This is a genomic window from Mycobacterium sp. NPDC050853, assembly GCF_040653875.1.
Lineage (GTDB): Bacteria > Actinomycetota > Actinomycetes > Mycobacteriales > Mycobacteriaceae > Mycobacterium.
In genome coordinates, this window is the sequence record NZ_JBFAGW010000001.1 from 396,833 (window position 1) to 416,178 (window position 19,346).

General features: G+C 65.0%; 1 protein-coding gene (cut by a window edge). It reads right to left on the reverse strand.

The genetic code is table 11. The annotated features are described in order from the left end of the window. Positions 1-18,707: the 5' portion of a non-ribosomal peptide synthase/polyketide synthase gene (locus AB0H22_RS01920; RefSeq protein ID WP_358144406.1), read on the reverse strand. The gene continues 12,388 nt to the left of window position 1, outside the view; 18,707 of the gene's 31,095 nt are visible here — the first part of the coding sequence; the start codon lies at positions 18,705-18,707; the stop codon falls past the left edge of the window. Positions 18,708-19,346 lie beyond the last annotated feature (639 nt).

Here is a 19,346-nt window from a genome sequence, read left to right on the forward strand (position 1 = left end):
GCAATGTTCAGGTCCTCCAATAAGATCCGCCAGGACACCGCGTCTACCGCTAGATGGTGGATGATGACCACCAGCTGGCCGGTGGAGGCAACCCATAGCGCACTGAGCATCGCACCGGCCTGCGGGTTCAACCGCGAACGTGCCTGTACTACAGCATCATCGGATAGCTCGTCCACCGACTGCAAGCAGCCGCGAGCATCCACCGATCCCACCTCTGGCACCGTCAACGACCAGCCGTTCTCGCCAGGATCAACGCGCAGGCGCAACATGGCGTGCCGATTCAGCAAGGCCTGCAACACGATCAGCACATCGGCCGCACCGACCCCAGACGGAGCCTGCACCAGCATCGTCTGGTTGAACTCGTCGATCGGGCCCTCGGAGGCCCACAGCCAGTGCATGATCGGGGTGGCCCACACCGCGCCGACACCCTCATCGATCGGACCTACCGGCCCCTCTGCCACTTCGACCACGCGAGCCAACCGGGCGACGTTCTGTTCGACGAAGATGTCCCGCGGTCGACACGTCAGCCCGGCGGCGCGCGCTCGCGTCACCACCTGCATCGACGAAATGCTGTCCCCGCCAAGCTCGAAGAAGGACTCGTCGACGCTGACCCGTTCAAGCCCGAGGACCTGGGCGTAGATACCGGCCAAGATTTCCTCGACCGCGTTGCCCGGTGCGCGATAGCGGTCCACGTCGTGATAGTTCGGCGCGGGAAGGGCACGGATATCGAGCTTGCTATTGGCTGTCAACGGTAACGCCTCCAACGCCACCACCGCCGCCGGCACCATGTAGGCGGGCAGCAGGTCGGCCAGCGCGGCACGCGCTTCGGCCGGATCCGCGGTGCCGGTGATGTAGCCGACAAGGCGTCTGTCGCCCGGACGGTCTTCGCGGGCGATGACCACCGCTGTCTCTACCCCATCCAGTTCGCTGAGAGCAGACTGGATTTCACCCAGCTCGATGCGATGCCCACGAACCTTGACCTGCTCATCGGCACGGCCCAGATAGTCCAACTGTCCATCGGCGCGCCAGCGCACCAGATCCCCGGTCCGATACATCCGCTGTCCTGGCGCTCCTGTGCCGACGAACGGACAGGCCACGAACCGCGATGCGGTAAGACCACCGCGGCCGATATATCCGCAGCCCACTCCGGCGCCGGCCGCATACAGCTCACCGATCACCCCGACAGGCACCGACCGTAACGACCCGTCCAGCACAAACAATGCTGCGCTCCGGACCGGCGCACCGATCGGAACCACACCCGAGGACCCAGCTTTCAGCGGCGCACTAACCGTCACAGCTATCGTCGTCTCGCTGGGGCCGTAGGCATTGATCATCACCCGGCCCGGCGCCCACCGGTCCACCACCTCGGCCGGACATGCCTCACCGGCCACTATCAGCGATACCGACTCCAATCCCTCACACGAGAGCACCGACACGGCAGACGGGGTCTGAGTCAGCACAGTGACCTTTTCGGCAACCAGTAAGGCGTGGAACTGTTCCGGGGAATGTGTCAGCTCTTCGGGGACCACCACCAGTCGCCCACCACGTAACAGCGGGCAGAAGATCTCCCACGCCGAAATGTCGAACGCCAGCGAGTGACTCTGCGACCACACTTCCGCCGGCAGGAAGCCGAAATCCAGTGTCTCCATCAGCCGAGTCACGTTGCGGTGCGCAATGGCAACGCCTTTCGGTACGCCGGTGGTGCCCGATGTGTATATCAGGTAGGCGATATCATCGGGGTCCGGTACCGGTAGCGGACTGCTCAGCTCGGCACCCAGGGCGGGGTCGTGCACGTCGACGACCGCTGCCTTGTGGCCATAGATCCGGGCGGCCAGCTCGGCGGTGGTTACCGCGGCGACCGGAGCGGCATTCGTGAGCATGAACCCGATCCGATCATCCGGCAGCGCGGGGTCGATCGGCAGATACGCCGCACCGGTCTTTAGCACCGCGAACATCGCCACAATGGCCTCGGCCGAACGCGACAACAACAGCGCCACACACTGCCCCGACCCAACACCTCGACCAATCAGCACGTGTGCCAATCGATTCGATGCCTCATCGAGGTCGCGGTATGTCATGGACCGACCCCCAGAGGTCAGCGCCACCGCATTCGGAATGCGGGCTACCTGCGTGGCGAACAACTCCGGAACCGATACGGGTGCACCCAGCAGCTCCGTCAACACTGCCCGGTTCCCGATCGCGTCCAGGTGCGTGTGCTCGGCATCGTCGAGCACGTCCACCGACGACAACCGCCGGGCCGGCTCGGCGGTCATGTCCAGCAACACCCGTTGCAACCGTCCCACCAACGCCTCGATGGTTCGCGCGTCGAACACATCGGTACGGAACTCGACCGTCCCACCGATCCCGGCGGGATCACCGGCATCACTCCAGCGTTCGCCGAGCGATATCACCAAATCCATTCGTGCGGTGTGAGTATCGACTGGTAGCGGCGTGACGAGAACATCCCCCAGGGACAGCCCGGCCGCGGGATCATCGTGTCCGGCGAAGTTCTGCCAGGCCAACGTCACCTGCACCAGTGGGTGATGCGTCAGTGACCGGGTCGGGTTGAGCCGCTCCACCAACACCTCGAACGGCACGTCCTGATGCTCGAAAGCCGCCAGGCTCCGCCGCCGCACCTGCGTCAGTAGCTCGGTAAATGTCGGATCTCCCGCGACGTCAACCCGCAGCACCAAGGTGTTGACGAAGAACCCGACCAGTTCATCGAGCGTGGGATCGCGCCGGCCTGCGATCGGAAAACCCACCGCCACCTCGGGATTGGTTCCGATCTTCGACAACAGCACCGCCAGCGCGGCCTGCATCACCATGAAACTGGTCGCATTGTGCTCACGGGCCGCCCGAGCGACCTGCTGTTGCAACTCCGCCGACCAATCCACCTCGACCGTGGCACCACACTGATCCGCGACCAGCGGGTACGGCCGGTCGATGGGCAGCTGTAGACGCTCCGGCATTCCGGCCAGGGCATCCTGCCAGTAGGCCAGCTGGGCACCGATCGGGCTGGCGGCGTCGTCGAGATCTCCGAACTGCGCGCGCTGCCACAAGGTGTAGTCGACATATTGGACCGCCAACGGCGCCCAGCCAGGAGGGCAACCGACGCACCGGCTTGCATAGGCCGCCCCTAGATCACGAACCAGCGGGGTGATCGACATCCCGTCCGCGGCGATGTGATGCACCACGGCCACCAGCATGTGTTCGTCTTTGGCGATACGGAAAAGCTTCGCCCGCAGCGGTATCTCGTTTTCGAGATCGAAGGTATGGTGCGCCACAAGACCTATGGCCTCGCTGAGCCGGTCGGCCGCCCAGCCGCCGACATCGACAACACTCCAACCGAAGTCGACCAACTCAGCCGACACCACGACCTGCCGCGGTGTCCCCTCGGGTGCCGTGAAGAGGGTGCGCAGGCTCTCGTGCCGGGACACCACATCGGCAAGCGCCGTACCCAACGCATCGGCATCAAGAGGTCCATCCAGCCGCAACGTCACGGCCATGTTGTAGACCGGTGAGGGTCCGTTCAACTGATCCAGGAACCATAATCGGTTCTGCGCGAACGACAACGGCACCACCGCGGGCCGCTCCCACGACACCACCGGCTCCGGTCCCGCCACACCTTCACCGATCCGCGGAGCCAACTGCGCGACGGTGGGCGCTTCGAAAACGGTGCGGACCGCAAGACCAACGCCCAGGCAGTTGTTGATCGCGGCGATCAGACGCATTGCCGAAATACTGTCGCCACCAAGATCGAAGAACGAGTCGTCGACCCCGACGCGCTCGACGCCGAGAACCTGGGCGTAGATACCTGTGAGGATCTCCTCGGCGGGGCCTTCCGGCGGACGGTACTCGCCAGCGGTGTATTCGGGTGCCGGTAGGGCACGGGTGTCGAGTTTGCCGTTCGGTGTGCGCGGTAGCGCATCCAGCACCACTACCACGGCCGGAACCATATAGGCAGGCAGCCTCACCGCCAGCGCAGTACGCACCTCGGCCGGATCGGCCGTTCCGGTGATGTAGCCGACCAGTCTCCTGCCACCGGCCTGGTCCTCGCGGGCGATCACGACCGCGTTCTCGACGCCGTCCAAACCGGTGAGCGCGGACTGAATTTCACCGAGCTCGATGCGATACCCCCGGATCTTGACCTGCTCGTCGGCACGGCCCAGGTAGTCGAGCTGACCATCCGCACGCCAACGCACCAGGTCTCCGGTGCGATACATCCGATCGCCCAATTTTCCGAAGGGGCAGGCCACAAACCGCGACGTCGTCAGACCGGCGCGGCCGATATATCCCACCGCCACCCCGTGGCCGGCCACGTACAACTCGCCGACCACCCCGGCCGGTACCTGCCGCAGTGACTCGTCCAGCACCAGTAGTGCTGCCCCCGGCACCGGGAATCCGATAGGCGGGGCACCCGACTCCGCTATCAGGGGCGCGCTGATCGCCACACACATAGCCGTCTCGGTCGGACCGTAGGCATTGACCATCACCCGTCCCGGTGCCCACCGATCCACCACTTCCGTCGGGCAGGCTTCACCGGCCATCACCAGCGATACCGACTCCAACCCCTCCCGAGACAGCACCGCCGCCGCGGACGGCGTCTGCGTCAACACGCTGACCTCGTGAGCAACGAGCGCGGCGTGGAAGTCCTTCGGCGAGCGGGCCACCGGATCGGGCACCACCACCACCCGCCCACCACGGAGCAACGCACCAAAGATCTCCCACACCGAGGCGTCGAATGCCAACGAGTGACTGTGCGACCAGACCCCCGCCGACGGTAGGCCCGCACCCAGGTGTTCCAGCAGCTGCGTCACATTACGATGAGTAACTGCAACGCCTTTGGGTATACCGGTAGTGCCCGAGGTGTAGATCAGATAGGCAACGTCGGCGGCGTCCGGCGTCGGCAGCACTGTGCCGGGTTGACCGTCGATCTGGGGATCGTTGATATCGACAACCACCACGTCGTGTCCGTCCAGACGGTCGGCCAGGGCGGCGGTGCTGATCGCCGCCGTCGGTGCGGCGTCGGCGAGTATGAACCCGATCCGCTCCGTCGGCAATGCCGGGTCGATCGGCAGGTACGTCGCCCCGGTTTTCAGTACCCCGAGGATCGCGGCGATGGCCTCGGCCGAACGCGTCAACACCAGCGCCACCCGATCGCCGGGTCGGACTCCTTGACCGATAAGGAAGTGCGCCAATCGGTTCGAAGCCTCATCCAGCTCGCGATACGTCATCGCCCGGCCCTCACCCACCACTGCCGCCTCGCCCGGGGTGTGGGCCACCTGCACGGCGAACAATGCCGGGATCGACGGCAGCACGGGCACCGGTCGCGTCAGCGCCGTTCGGTTGCCCAGTCTGTCCAGCCGAACACGTTCGGCCTCGTCGAGCAGATCGACCGACGACAACCGGCGACCCGGGTCTGCGGTCATCGCCGCCAACACCCGCTGCAACCGTCCGATCAACGTCTCGATAGTCGGCACGTCGAACACGTCGGTGCGGAACTCCACGTGTCCGCCAATCCCAGCGGGATCACCGGCTCCGTTCCAGCGTTCCGCCAGCGCGAATACCACATCCATACGGGCCGAATGGGTCTCCAGCGGTACGGATGTAACCTCAAGGCCCTCCAACGCCAGACCGGCGGCCGGATCATTGTGCCCGGCGAAGTTCTGCCAGGCCAACATCGTCTGAACCAGCGGGTGATGGGTGAGGCTCCGGGCGGGGTTGAGGCGCTCCACCAGCACCTCGAACGGTACGTCCTGATGCTCAAAGGCCGCCAGACTGCGCGCCTGAACCCGGGCCAACAGTTCCGCGAAGGTGGGGTCTCCGGCCAGATCGACCCGCAACACCAGGGTGTTGACGAAGAAGCCCACCAGCTCATCGAGTGCGGGGTCTCGTCGCCCTGCAATCGGAAATCCCACTGCCACATCGTTGTTAGCGCCGATCTTCGAGAGCAGCACCGCGAGAGCGGCCTGCACCACCATGAAGCTGGTCGCATTGTGCTCGCGCGCTAGCCGCCGAACCTGCTGTTGCAACTCCGCCGGCCAGTCCACCGGCACCGTGGCACCGCGCTGATCGGCCACCGGCGGGTAGGGCCGATCGGTGGGCAGCTGCAGGCGCTCCGGCATTCCGGCTAGGGCGTCCTGCCAGTAGGACAGCTGCGCGCCGATGCGGCTGCCGGTATCGTCGAGATCGCCGAATTGCGCGCGCTGCCACAGGGTGTAGTCGGCGTACTGCACCGACAGCTCGGCCCATCCGGGCGCCTGTCCCGCACGCCTGCGGGCATAGGCAACACACAAATCGGCACTCAATGGAGCCAACGACAGGCCGTCCGCGGCGATATGATGCACCACGATCACCAGCACGTGTTCGTCCGGCCCTACGCCGAAAAGCATTGCACGTATCGGTATCTCGGTCGCCAGGTCAAAGGCGTAGAGGGTCGCGGCCTTGACGGCCTCGTCCAGTTGTCCTACCGGCCAGCCGGCGGCATCCACGAAGTCCCAACCGAAATCGGCCGGCTCCGCGGGAATCACAACCTGCTGCGGCATCCCCCCGCACACCGGAAACACGGTGCGCAGACTCTCGTGGCGGCTCACCACATCGGCGAGCGCCGCACCCAACGCGTCGGTATCCAGGTGCCCGCGCAGCCGCAGCGCCGCCGGCATGTTGTAAAGAGGTGAGGGCCCCTGCAGCTGATCGATGAACCACAACCGGTTCTGAGCGAACGACAACGGCATCGCGGCGGGCCGCTCCCCCGCCAACAACGGCTCCAGACCACCAACCCCCATACCGACGCGGGGTGCCAGCTGGGCAATCGTGGGCGCTTCGAAAACGGCGCGCACACCGAGATCAGCTTCCAGTGCAGAGTTGATCGTCGTGATCAATCGCATGGTCGACAGTGAGTCCCCACCCAGATCGAAGAACGAGTCGTCGATCCCCACGCTGTCGATACCAAGCACCTGCGCGTAGATGCCCGCCAAGATCTCCTCTGTTGGATTCGTTGGGGCGCGGTAGTGATCGACGTGTTGATAGTCCGGCGCCGGCAGGGCTCGGATATCAAGCTTTCCGTTGACGGTCACCGGTAGCGCCTCCAGTACCACCACCGCAGCCGGGACCATGTAGGCCGGAAGCCGATCGGCAAGCACGGCACGCGTCTTGGCCGGATCGGCCGACCCGGTGACATACCCCACCAGGCGCTTGTCGCCGGGTTCGTCTTCGCGGGCGATGACCGCTGCCTGCTCTACACCGTCCAAATCGGTAAGCGCAGACTGTATTTCACCAAGCTCAATGCGATAGCCGCGGATCTTCACCTGCTCATCGGCGCGACCGAGGTACCGCAGCTGCCCATCGGGACCCCAGCACACCAGGTCTCCGGTGCGATACATCCTTTGTCCTGGCACTCCCGCGGGACAAGCCACAAACCGCGATGCGGTCAGCGCCGAACGTTGCCAATAACCCGCACCCACCCCGGCACCCGCCAGATACAACTCACCGACCACCCCCGCGGGCATCGGATGCAACCACTCGTCGAGCACGAAGAAGGCCGCCCACGACACCGGTGAGCCGATCGGGGGGAACCCGGACCCCGCCTCCAGCGGCGCGCTCTTGCACGCCCACATCGTGGTTTCGGTAGGGCCGTACACGTTGACCATGACCCGACCGGGTGCCCACCGATCCACCAATTCCGGCGGGCAGGGCTCCGCGCCGATTACCAAGGCCACCGACTCCAGCCCCTCGGGTGAGAGCAGACCCACAGCGGACGGAGTCTGGGTCAGCACCGTCACGCGCTCATCGACCAATAGCGAGTGGAAGTCCGCCGGCGAGCGCGCCACCAAGTCCGGCACTACCACGAGCCGCCCGCCGTGCAGCAGCGCACCCCAGATCTCCCATACCGAGAAATCAAAGGCATAGGAGTGGAATTGCGTCCACACCTGGTGCGGCGCCAACTCCACGCCGATGTCCAGCGCGTCGAACAGCTGGACGACGTTGTACTGAGTAACCACAACACCTTTGGGGACGCCGGTGGTGCCAGAGGTGTAGATGATGTGGGCAAGGTCGTCTGGGGCCGGAGCCTGCGGCGCCATGATGGGCTGGGTTTCCCGAGCCGGGTCGTCGATATCGATGACGAGCACGTCGAACCCGTCCAGCTTGTCCGCCAGCGCCGCCGTGGTGACGGCGGCCCTCGGGGCGGCGTCGGTGAGCATGAATTCGATTCGAGCGGCGGGCAGTGCCGGGTCGATCGGCAGATACGCTGCCCCGGACTTGAGTACCGCCAGGATCGCCACGATGGGCTCGGCAGAACGCGGGAACAGCAACGCCACGAACTCACCCGGGCCGGCTCCACGACTAACCAGTAAGTGCGCCAATTGATTCGCGGACTCATCAAGCTCCCGGTAGGTCATAGACCTGCCGTCGAAGGTCACGGCCACCGCGTCAGGCGTGCGGGCCGCCTGGGCGGCGAACAGCTCCGCCACCGTCGCCGGTTTCGCCGGTCGCGTCAATACCTCCTCGTTGCCCCACCTGGCCAGCCGGGCGTGCTCGGCACCGTCGAGTAGATCCACCGAGGACAAACGCCGTTGCGGCTCGGCGGTGACCCCCGTCAACACGCGCCTCAGCCGTTCGATCAAAGCCTCGATAGTCTCCGCATCGAACACATCGGTACGGAATTCCGCCGTCACCGCAATGCCGGCGCGCTGACCGGCCTCGGTCCAGCGTTCGGCCAGAGACAACGCCAAATCCATGCGGGCGGTGTCGGTGTGTACCGGTATGGGTGTGACCTGTAGATCACCCAGGGTCATCGCGCCGAGCGGACTCTTGTTATGCCCGAAGAAGTTCTCCCAGCCCAACATCACCTGAATCAGCGGATGATGGCTCAGGCTCCGGGCAGGGTTGAGCCGATCCACCAGCAGTTCGAACGGCACATCCTGATGCTCGAAAGCTGCCAGACTGCGCTGCCGCACTTGAGCCAGCAGCTCGGCGAAGGTGGGGTCTCCGGTCACGTCGATCCGAAGGACCAGGGTGTTGACGAAGAACCCGATCAACTCGTCGAGCGCGGGGTCCGGGCGCCCGGCGATCGGAAATCCCACTGCTACATCGGAACTGGTGCCGATCTTGGAGAGCAGCGCGGCAAATGCGGCCTGGACCACCATGAAGCCAGTGGCGTTGTGTTCGCGGGCCACTCGAGAAATCTGCTGCTGCAGCTCGGCCGGCCAATCAACCGCCACCCGAGCACCACGGTGATCGGCGACCGACGGGTAGGGACGGTCGGTCGGCAGCTGCAGGCGCTCCGGCAGCCCCGCCAGGGTGTCCTGCCAGAAGTCCAGCTGTGTGGCAAGACGACTGTCGCCGTCGTCAGCATCACCCAGGTACGCACGCTGCCAGAGCGTGTAGTCGGCGTACTGCACCGACAAAGGCGCCCATTGGGGTACCTGGCGGTCGCAGCGACCGGCATAGGCCAGGCCCAGATCCCGTGCGAACGGAGTGAGCGACCAGCCGTCGGCAGCGATGTGATGCACCACCACAACCAGCACATGCTCATCGGTCGACACGGTAAAAAGCTCAGTGTGAAGCGGACTTTCACTCGCCAGTTCGAACGCGTACCGGGCCGCCGCGTCGATACCCGTACGCAGCCGGCCCTCCGACCAACCAGTGGCATCGACGACCTCGCATGCGAAGCCGGCCCGCTCCGTGGGAATCACCACCTGCCGAGGTGTCCCGTCGACCGCCGCGAACACCGTGCGCAGGCTTTCGTGGCGGGCCACGACATCGGCGAGCGCCGCGCCCAACGCGTCGGTATCCAGGTGCCCGCGCAGCCTCAATGCCACCGCGATGTTGTAGATCGGCGAAGGCCCCTGCAACTGGTCGATGAACCACAACCGGTTCTGAGCGAACGACAACGGGAGCGCCGCCGGCCGCGCCCCCGCCACCAACGGCTCGGGCCGAGGAGCATCCCCGCCGACGAGGCACGCCAGCTCGGCAACCGTAGGCGCCTCGAAGATGACCCTGACCCCGAGATCAGCGCCCAGGGTGGTGTTTACCAAAGAGATCAGACGCATCGCCGACAGCGAGTCGCCACCCAAATCGAAGAACGAATCGTCGACACCAACCCGCTCGAGCCCCAGCACCTGGGCGTAGATCCCGACGAGGATTTCCTCGACCGCACCAACCGGGGCTCGGTAGCGATCACCATCCCGGTACTCCGGCGCCGGCAGGGCCTTGCGGTCGAGCTTCCCCGAGGAGGTCAGCGGCAGTTCCTCAAGCGCCACAATGTAGGTCGGCACCATGTAGTCGGGTAGCCAAGCGCTCAATCGCTCGCGCACGCCGCCGATCTTGGTGTTGGTGCGCGGGTCATTGGCATGGCTGATGCGCTGCTGGGCCCAGACGGAGGGCTGGTAGAGATCGGTCAGCCGCGGGGCCGGAAGCCCGTCGTCTGCGATGAAAACCGCACTAAGACTGCCGAGCTGGGTGCCATAGGTCACCGCGACGTGATATCCGGCGGCCTCGCCGAGGCGATGCAGTTCTTCCGGATCGACGGCCTCGGGACCGGCGGCCGCTTGGGCCAGGGCGTCGACCACGGATAGCCCCGCCGCCAGTGCGGCCTCGACCCTGACATCGTCTATCTGTCCGGCACGGGGAATGTCGGTGACGCGGATGACGGCCGGACGTCGGGACACCAGCTCGTCACGCAGCCCGCGCAGGCTCGCACATCGGGCCCACGTCCAGGTGGACTCGGCGCTCACCGAACGTGCGGGCGTAGGAGTCTTGTGGATGACAACGTCATAGCGGTACCGGCTCAGTTCGTTGTCGGCCCATCCGCGCTTGACTCGGATGTCCAGCCCACCCACCGACGGGCAGGAATCCGCCCAGGTGGTGAAAAATTCTGGAGCCAAAAGCAATTCGGTCTCACCGCGCATCGCATGGCGGACTCGGCCGCGGATCTCGGCCGTATCAGCGCCGCCGGAGCGCCCCACCGCGATGGCGGTTTGGAAGGCACCTTGCAGGGCGTGATTGCGGATATCGCCGATGAATACCGCGCCGCCGGGGGCCAACAGATCCATCGCGGTGTCGATGACCTCGGCGAGATACCCCGCATTGGGGAAGTATTGGACAACAGAGTTGAGGACGATGGTGTCGAAGTGGCTGCGCGACAGTCCCTCCGTGACGTGTGCGGGCTGGGCCAGCAGCTCGACTCGATCACGCCACGAGACCTGTAGCTGCTCCAGTGAGCGTGCCAGATTGTCGATCGCCACCGCCGAAAAGTCGGTGGCCACATACTGATCGCACTGCGGAGCGATCTCCGATAGCAGCAATCCCGAACCCGCGCCTATCTCCAGCACACGTTTCGGTCGCAAGGACATGATCCGGTTCACTGTGGCGCAACGCCATTCGACCATCTCCTCGAGCGGGATCGGCTCGCCCGTGTAGCTGCTGTTCCAGCCTCGGAAGTCCATGCCGAAGCTGGACGCGATATCGGCGCCGTACAGGTCGTCGTATAGGTGTTTCCACTCCTCGACATCTCCGGCGTCGTGGTCGGCGACGGTTTGATCGAGAGTCACGTAGGCGACCAGGTGCGAGCCGGCGGCGCCGTCCTGCACGGTGACGGCGGCCTGGGTCACCTGCGGGCAGGCCAGCAGGGTGTTCTCGATCTCCCCCAATTCGATGCGCTGCCCACGCAGTTTGATCTGACCGTCGGCACGGCCCAAATACTCCAGGACTCCGTCGGGAGTCCACCGCACCAGGTCGCCGGTGCGATACATCCGCTGCCCGGCCACACCGAACAGACTCCCAAAAGGATTGGCCACGAACCGCTCCGCGGTCAGCTCAACTCGGCCCAGATAGCCATGTGCCAATGCAGGCCCACTCAGATACAGCTCGCCCACCACCCCTACCGGGACTGGATTGAGCCAGGCGTCGAGCACCAGTGCGCGCACCCCGGCAATCGGGGCGCCGATGCGGACCGGCTGCCCCGCCTTGAGCGGCGCGCAGGTGACCCAGATGGTGGTCTCGCTGGGGCCGTACCCGTTGAACATCCGCCGATCCGGCGCCCAGGCTTCCACCAGCTCCGGAAGACAAGCCTCCCCGACGGCGATCAGCGTGTGCAGCCCATCGAGCCGACCCCGATCCAGCGTCGAGAGCACCGTGGGGGTAAGTATCGCGGCGCTGACCTTCTGCCTGTGCAGCAAGGAAGTCAGCGCCTCCCCGGCATACACCTGCGGCGGGGCGATCACCAATGCCGCTCCCGACCCGGCCGCCAACAACAACTCACCGACTGACGCATCAAAGGTCGGCGAGGCCACCATGAGCACTCGCGCGTCCGCATCCAACTCGAACAGATCGCATTGGGCCGCCGCCCAACCCAGCAGACCCGAGTGACTGAGCGCCACCCCCTTGGGGACACCCGTCGAGCCGGACGTGAAGATCACATACGCGGTGTCCGCCGCCGTCAGCACCGACAGCCGATCCGCATCCGTGATCGGCTCCGCGGAATACCCGGACACCTCCAGACCGTCGATGCGCAGGACCGGGAGCGACCCGACGGCGGCGACATCGTCAGCGCCGCAGGTCAATACGCATACCGCTCCCGCGGCGTCCAGCACCGAGGCGATCCGCTCGACGGGATGGTCCAGGTCCACCGGCACGTACACACCACCGGCCTTGACCACTGCCCACCACGCGACAACCAGTTCGGCACACCGATCCATCGCCACGCCCACCGCATGCTCCGGGCCCACACCCATGTCGATCATCTTGCGCGCCAACCGATTTGAATACTCGTCGAGCTCACGATACGATATCGTTCGCACACCGTCGAGCACCGCCGGCGCATCCGGGTGGGCCGCTACCGCAGCGGCCAACAGCCGCGGCGTCACCCCGACCGGCGCCGCCGTAGCCGCACCGGACAACCCCGACAACACCCGATCACGCTCAGCGCGATCCAGCAGATCCACCGACGACAGCCGCCGGGTGGGATCCGGAGCCATCGCGACCAGTACCCGCTGCAATCTGTCGACGAGCGCCCCGATGCCGACGGCGTCGAACACGTCGGTGTCGTACTCGACGTGCAGGCCGAGTTCACGGCCGGGCAGGGCTTCCACCGTCAGCGGGTAGTGGTTGTACTCGCGGTTGGTGAACTCGGCTATCGCCAGCCCATCCGCGCCCAGCATCATGCCACTGTCGATGGGATAGTTCTCGTACACGAAAAGCGTGTCGAATAGTTGCTCGTGGCCGGCCACGCGGTGAATCTCGCTGAGCGCCAGGTGCTGATGCTCAAGTGTGTCGTTGTGGGCCTTCTGCAGCTGCGCAAGTAGGTCTGCGGTGGTCGTAGTGGCGGTGATGTTGGCGCGTACCGGAACCGTGTTGATCAACAGGCCCACCATCGATTCCGCGTTGGCCACCTCCAGCTGACCGACGCGCGACCGGGGGGTTCCGAAGACGACATCTTGTTGACCGGTCAACGAGGTCAGCACCATCGCCCAGGCGCCCTGCAGCACCGTGCTGAGGGTGGTGCGGCAGGAGCGCGCCAGTTCGCCGAGGGCTCGTGTGGTCTGCTCGGATACCCGGGACGTCTCAAATCCCCGCTGCCCCTGCCCCAACCGATTCTTGGGTCCGACCAGTGTGGGAGCTTCGAGTCCGCCCAACACCTCACCCCACGCCTCGCGAGCCGCCTCCAGATCCCGATCGGCCAACCAGGTGAGAAACGCGCGATACGACCCGGCCGCGGCCAGCCGCTGTCCGTAGTAGCTCGCGAAGATCTCCCGCAGGAGGATCGGCAGCGACCACCCGTCGAGCAGGATGTGGTGACTGGTCAGCACGAACCGATGTCGACACTCCTCGATACGGATTAACGCGGCCCGAAACGCGGATTGGCGCGCGAGGTCGCACACCGCGGCACGTTCGGCGCCACACACCTGCGCGATCAGCTCATCCGTTTCCGTGTCGCCGCCACCGAGATCGACATATCGCCACTGCACTGCGGGATGAGCCGGAATTACCTGCACCGGCTCCTCGAACTGTTGGCTGAACAGGGCCGCCAGGTGTGGGTGCCGACCGACGACGGTGCGCATCGCATCGTGTAGACGGTCGGGGTCCAGCGGGCCGGTCAGGGTGAAATCCAGCTGGACCGCGTACATATCGTCCCCGGCCTGCGCGGTGCCGGCGTGGAACAACAGCCCCCGCTGCAACGGGGTCAACGGCAAAATATCGGCTACGTCATATTTCCGTTGCAGCTCGTCGATCTGCAACTGGCTCAGCCGCGCGGGTGCAATATCGGACGGCGTCAGACCACCTCCACCGGACCGCACGTGAGTGCAGATTCCGGCCAGCGCCTCGAACCACAGCCTACTGAGCCGGGTGACCTGCGCCTCGTCGAGAATCGAGGTCGCCCAAGTCCATTCGGCATGCAAGCACGGGCCGGAGCCGGTGTCTATCGCGCCCGCATTGAGCTCGACGGTGTGCATCAACGGCATCGGTACCGCCTCGGCGGTGCCGATTGCCGACAGCCCATCATGATGGATTCGCCAGCCGTCGCCGAAGAATCCGGCCGCCGCCCCCAAACGTCCCAGGTAGTTGAAGGCGATCGACGGGTCGCCCCCCTCCAGATCGACATCGTCGTTGAGGTAGCGCAACAATCCATAGGTCAGCCCGTGCGGAAGCGCGCGAAGCTGCTCTTTGGCACCCTTGATCACCGCCCCGAGCGCCGCCTCACCCGCCACCACCTGCGCCCAGCACAATCCCGAAACAGATAGCGACACTGGATACTTGGTGGTGAACCAGCCGACGGTATGCGATAGGTCAAGGTCCGGGCTCAGTTCCTCGTGCCGCCCGTGGCCCTCGACGTCGATCCCGATCGCAGCATCACGGTCGCCCAGGAACTCCGCCCACGCCAACCCGAAGGCGATCAACAGGATGTCTTGCGCCCTGGTATGAAACGCCACCGGCACCTCGCCCAGAAGGATTCCGGTGGTCTCGGAATCCAGTTCCACCGACAAACGTCCAGCGGTGGCGTAGGTGTCCGCCCCGGGATCCGCCGCGGGCAATGCGGCAGGTGTCGCCGTCACCTCCCTCCAGGCGCCCACCTGCTTGACAACATCCGGCCGGCTCGCGTGCTCGGTCAACACCGATGCCCACCGGGCAAACGACGTCCCGGCGGCGGGTAGCACCACCGGCTGTCCCGAACGATGCTGCGCCCAGGCAATATTCAAGTCTTCCAACAAGATCAACCAGGACACCGCATCAACGGCAAGGTGGTGAATGATCAACACCAGCTGGCAGGGGGACTCGACCCACAGGGCGCTCAGCATCAGCCCGGCCGCCGGGTTCAACCGTGACCGCGCCTCCTGTAATGCCTTGTCGGACAGCTCGTCCACCGACCGCAGACGTCTACGGGCATCCACCGAGCCCACTTCCGGTACCTGCAGTGACCAGCCGCCTACCTCGTCGTGATCCACACGCAGCCGCAACATTGCATGACGATCCAGCAAGGCCTGCAACATGGTCACCACATCGACCTCGCCGACCCCGGCCGGAGCCTGCACCAGCACCGCCTGGTTGAACTCGTCGGTTGGTCCATCCACCGCTGCTAGCCAGCGCATGATGGGTACGGCCAGCACGGGCCCGATACCCTCGTCGATCACGTGAGCTCCGCTGTCGGTGACACTGGCCACTCTGGCCAGCCGCGCCACGGTCTGCTCCACGAAGATGTCTCGTGGGCGACACGTCAGACCCGCTGCCCGCGCCCGCGTCACCACCTGCACCGACAAGATGCTGTCGCCACCAAGCTCGAAGAAGGATTCGTCGACCCCCACTCGCTCGAGCCCGAGCACCTCGGCATAGATGCCCGCCAGGATCTCCTCGATCGCATCGCCCGGGGCGCGATACTCGCCCGCGCTGTATTCGGGTGTCGGCAGCGCACGTACATCAAGCTTGCCGTTGACGGTCATGGGCAGCGTTTCCAGCGCCACCACCATGGCCGGCACCATGTAGTCCGGTAGCCGTTTAACCAGCGCTCCGCGCGCCTCGGCGGGGTCCGCCGACCCGGTGATGTAGCCGACCAGCCGCTTGTTGCCCGGACGGTCCTCGCGAGCGATCACCACTGCCGCCTCCACGCCGTCCAACTCGGCGAGAGCGGATTGGATCTCACCCAGTTCGATGCGATACCCACGAACCTTGACCTGCTCATCGGCGCGACCGAGATAGTCCAGCTGTCCGTCGGCACGCCAACGCACCAGGTCCCCGGTGCGGTACATCCGATGACCCGGCCTCCCGAACGCGCAGGCCACGAATCGCGACGCGGTCAAGCCGACCCGACCCACGTAGCCGACCCCGACTCCGGCACCGGCCACATACAGCTCACCGATCACCCCGGCGGGTACCGGCCGCAGCCACTCGTCCAGCACGAACAATGCCGCCCGGGGTACCGGCGAGCCAATCGGAGGCGTACCTGACCCCGCATTCAGGGGCGCACTGATCGACGCACAGATCATCGTCTCGCTGGGACCGTACGCATTGACCATCACCCGCCCCGGTGCCCACCGATCCACCACATCCGGTGGGCAGGCCTCCGCACCAATCACCAACGCCGTCGAATCCAGCCCCAGCGGCGATAACGCCTGTACCGCCGAGGGAGTTTGACTCAGGACCGTGACCTTCTCGGCCACCAGCAAGGCGTGAAGATCCTCCGGTGCGCGGGTCACTTCTTCGGGAACCACCACGAGCCGCCCGCCACGCAGTAACGCGCCCCAGACCTCCCACACCGAAAAATCGAAAGAATAGGAGTGACTCTGCGACCACACCCCGGCGGGCGGCAGTATCAGATCCAACGATGCAAACAGCTGCGTCACGTTACGGTGAGTGATCGCAATACCTTTAGGCACACCGGTGGTACCGGAGGTATAGATCAGGTAGGCAAGATCGTCGGGGGTCGGCGCCGGGGGCGCCGTGCCGGCTTGGTTATCCACGGCAGGGTCGTCGACATCGACGAGTGGCAGCTCGAATCCAACGAACCGGTCGGCCAGATCTTTGGTGCTCACCACCGCGGTTGGACCGGCATCAGCGACCATAAATGCGATCCGCTCGGCCGGCAGTGCCGGGTCGATCGGCAGATATGCCGCCCCCGACTTGAGCACCGCCAGGATTGCCACGACCGCCTCTGGAGACCGCGGCAACATCAACGCCACATACCGCCCCGGTCCCACACCTTGGGCAATCAATAAGTGCGCCAACCGATTAGCCGATCCATCCAGTTCACGGTAGGTCAACGACCGGCCCTGGAAAGTCAGCGCCGTCGCATCCGGGGTGCGAGCCACCTGCGCGGAAAACAACTCCGGAACCGACATCGCGCCGGCCGCAGGTTCGGTCAGCACCGCGAGGTTACCGACCTCATCCAGGCGCGCGCGCTCGTCGGCGCCCAGCAGATCCATCGCCGACAGCCGCCGATCCGGATCGGCGGCCATTGTCACCAGCAGCCGCTCCAATCGAGCGACCAGATCCGCAGCATCAAAATTCGAAAAGGGCTGTCCGGCACCCACTGTGCTCAAGAAGTGCTCATCACCGAACCCAAGGAAGAACAGGCCAAAATGCCCCACCGGGCCGAAGGTCGTGTAGGTGGCGGTTGCCGGTACACCACCGAAGTCCAAGGTGAGTCTTGCCGGCACGAAATTGACGACTACCCGATTGGGCACCTGCCTCGGGCCACGAGAGTCGCTCTCGCCGATAACCGCGTTCACCGGAAAACGTTGATGCCGCAGTGCCTCCCGGGCCTTCCTGTCGACCTGATGGCAAAAATCGGCCACCGTAGCTTCCGGGCCCGCATTCAAGACCAGTGGCACCACACCGGCGAGCATGCCCGGACGGACCTTTGACGCCGGATCCACTCTTCGGCTTACCGGGAAGTCCAGTACTACCTCATCCGAACCGTCAGCACTCCATCCACGTACCAAGAGCGCGCACGCCGCGGTCAGCACGGATGATCTACGGACCCGTAGAGCCTTGGACAGCTCCTTGACCCGTCCGATTACGGCGGAGTCCAGTTGGACCGGGGCGGAGGGCGAATACGGATCCTGCTCGTCGGCGATCTGCGGCGGCCGATAACCCGTTTCATCCCCCGAGGGCAGGTTCCCGGCCCAATAGTCCCGGTCTTCCACGTAGTCGGTGGACGCCACGTAGTCCGCCTCGCCGGCGACGAAATCCTGTAGCGAGCCGAAGAAGGCGGGAGAAATAGCGATGCCCGCGGCGAGCGCGGAGTAGACAGCCGCAATCCGCCTTCCCACCAGGGCGATACCCAACCCATCGATGATGATGTGGTGGAGACACCCGAACCAGTAGTACTCATCGTCTCGTGTTCGGAACAACGCGAATTTGACCAGCGGGCCGGCGAGCGGCATCGGTGTCCGTTGGATCGACGCCGCCATGTCGCGAGCTTCCTGCGTCGGATCTCCCGATTCCCTCAGGTCATAGCAGGCCATATCGACATCGGGCTCATCAATGACCCTCTGGAAGACCTTGCCATCCACCTCGAAGATGCCGGCCCTCATCGATTCGGCCTCGCCCACCACGTGACGAATCGCCTGCTGGAGCAGGCCACTCTCGACCGCTCCCTCGATCCGTACCAGCACACCCAACTGCCACGCCGTATCGAAGCGCCCTGTTTGTAGCGCAAGCCATATATCCAGTTGTTCTCGCGTTAGCGGAAACGCCCGGTCATCGAGTTCCACTGAGACCTCCCAGCTTTACCGTGCCGCTCATGCCCAGGCGGTCTGCGCATCGCCGACCCTGCGCGCGCCGCCCTGCACCTGCCATCCCCGAACGGATGGAGCTTCGCCGATCGCCCTTCGTGTCTAGACAGCTAACTCGATAGCGCTACACGCGACCCGAATACAGTTGCAGCACTGCATGATTAATCGCTCCGGCAAACCAGAGCGCCAACCAGTCCACTTGCACTCAGTGTTGGATCTTGATGTCACATATGACGATCTAACAGCTGCTCGTTGTACCCCGCCAGAAATTTGCGAAACTTTCAGGCCAGATACAGGTAATTAGGGGCTCAGGATTCGTCGGCGAACGGCTACCGCACGCCCACGAATGGCCTCACATCGCATTCTCAGCGCGAGTGACTGTGTAGCGATCCGTGCCCAGAATTCCGTTCTCACATAAGAGATTCCCGAATCCCACGCGTGTCTCACTAGCCAGCTAAACAACGTCGACTGAGGGCACCGCCGAGCGCTCCCCGCGGACACGTTGCACCGTCTCTCTTCCTGCCCCAGGAGCAACACGGCAGTGTTTGCTAATCGGGTCACAGTCGACGCAGTCGTTTGCCCAATCGAGGTTGTCGCCATAGCTGACACGAACGTCGA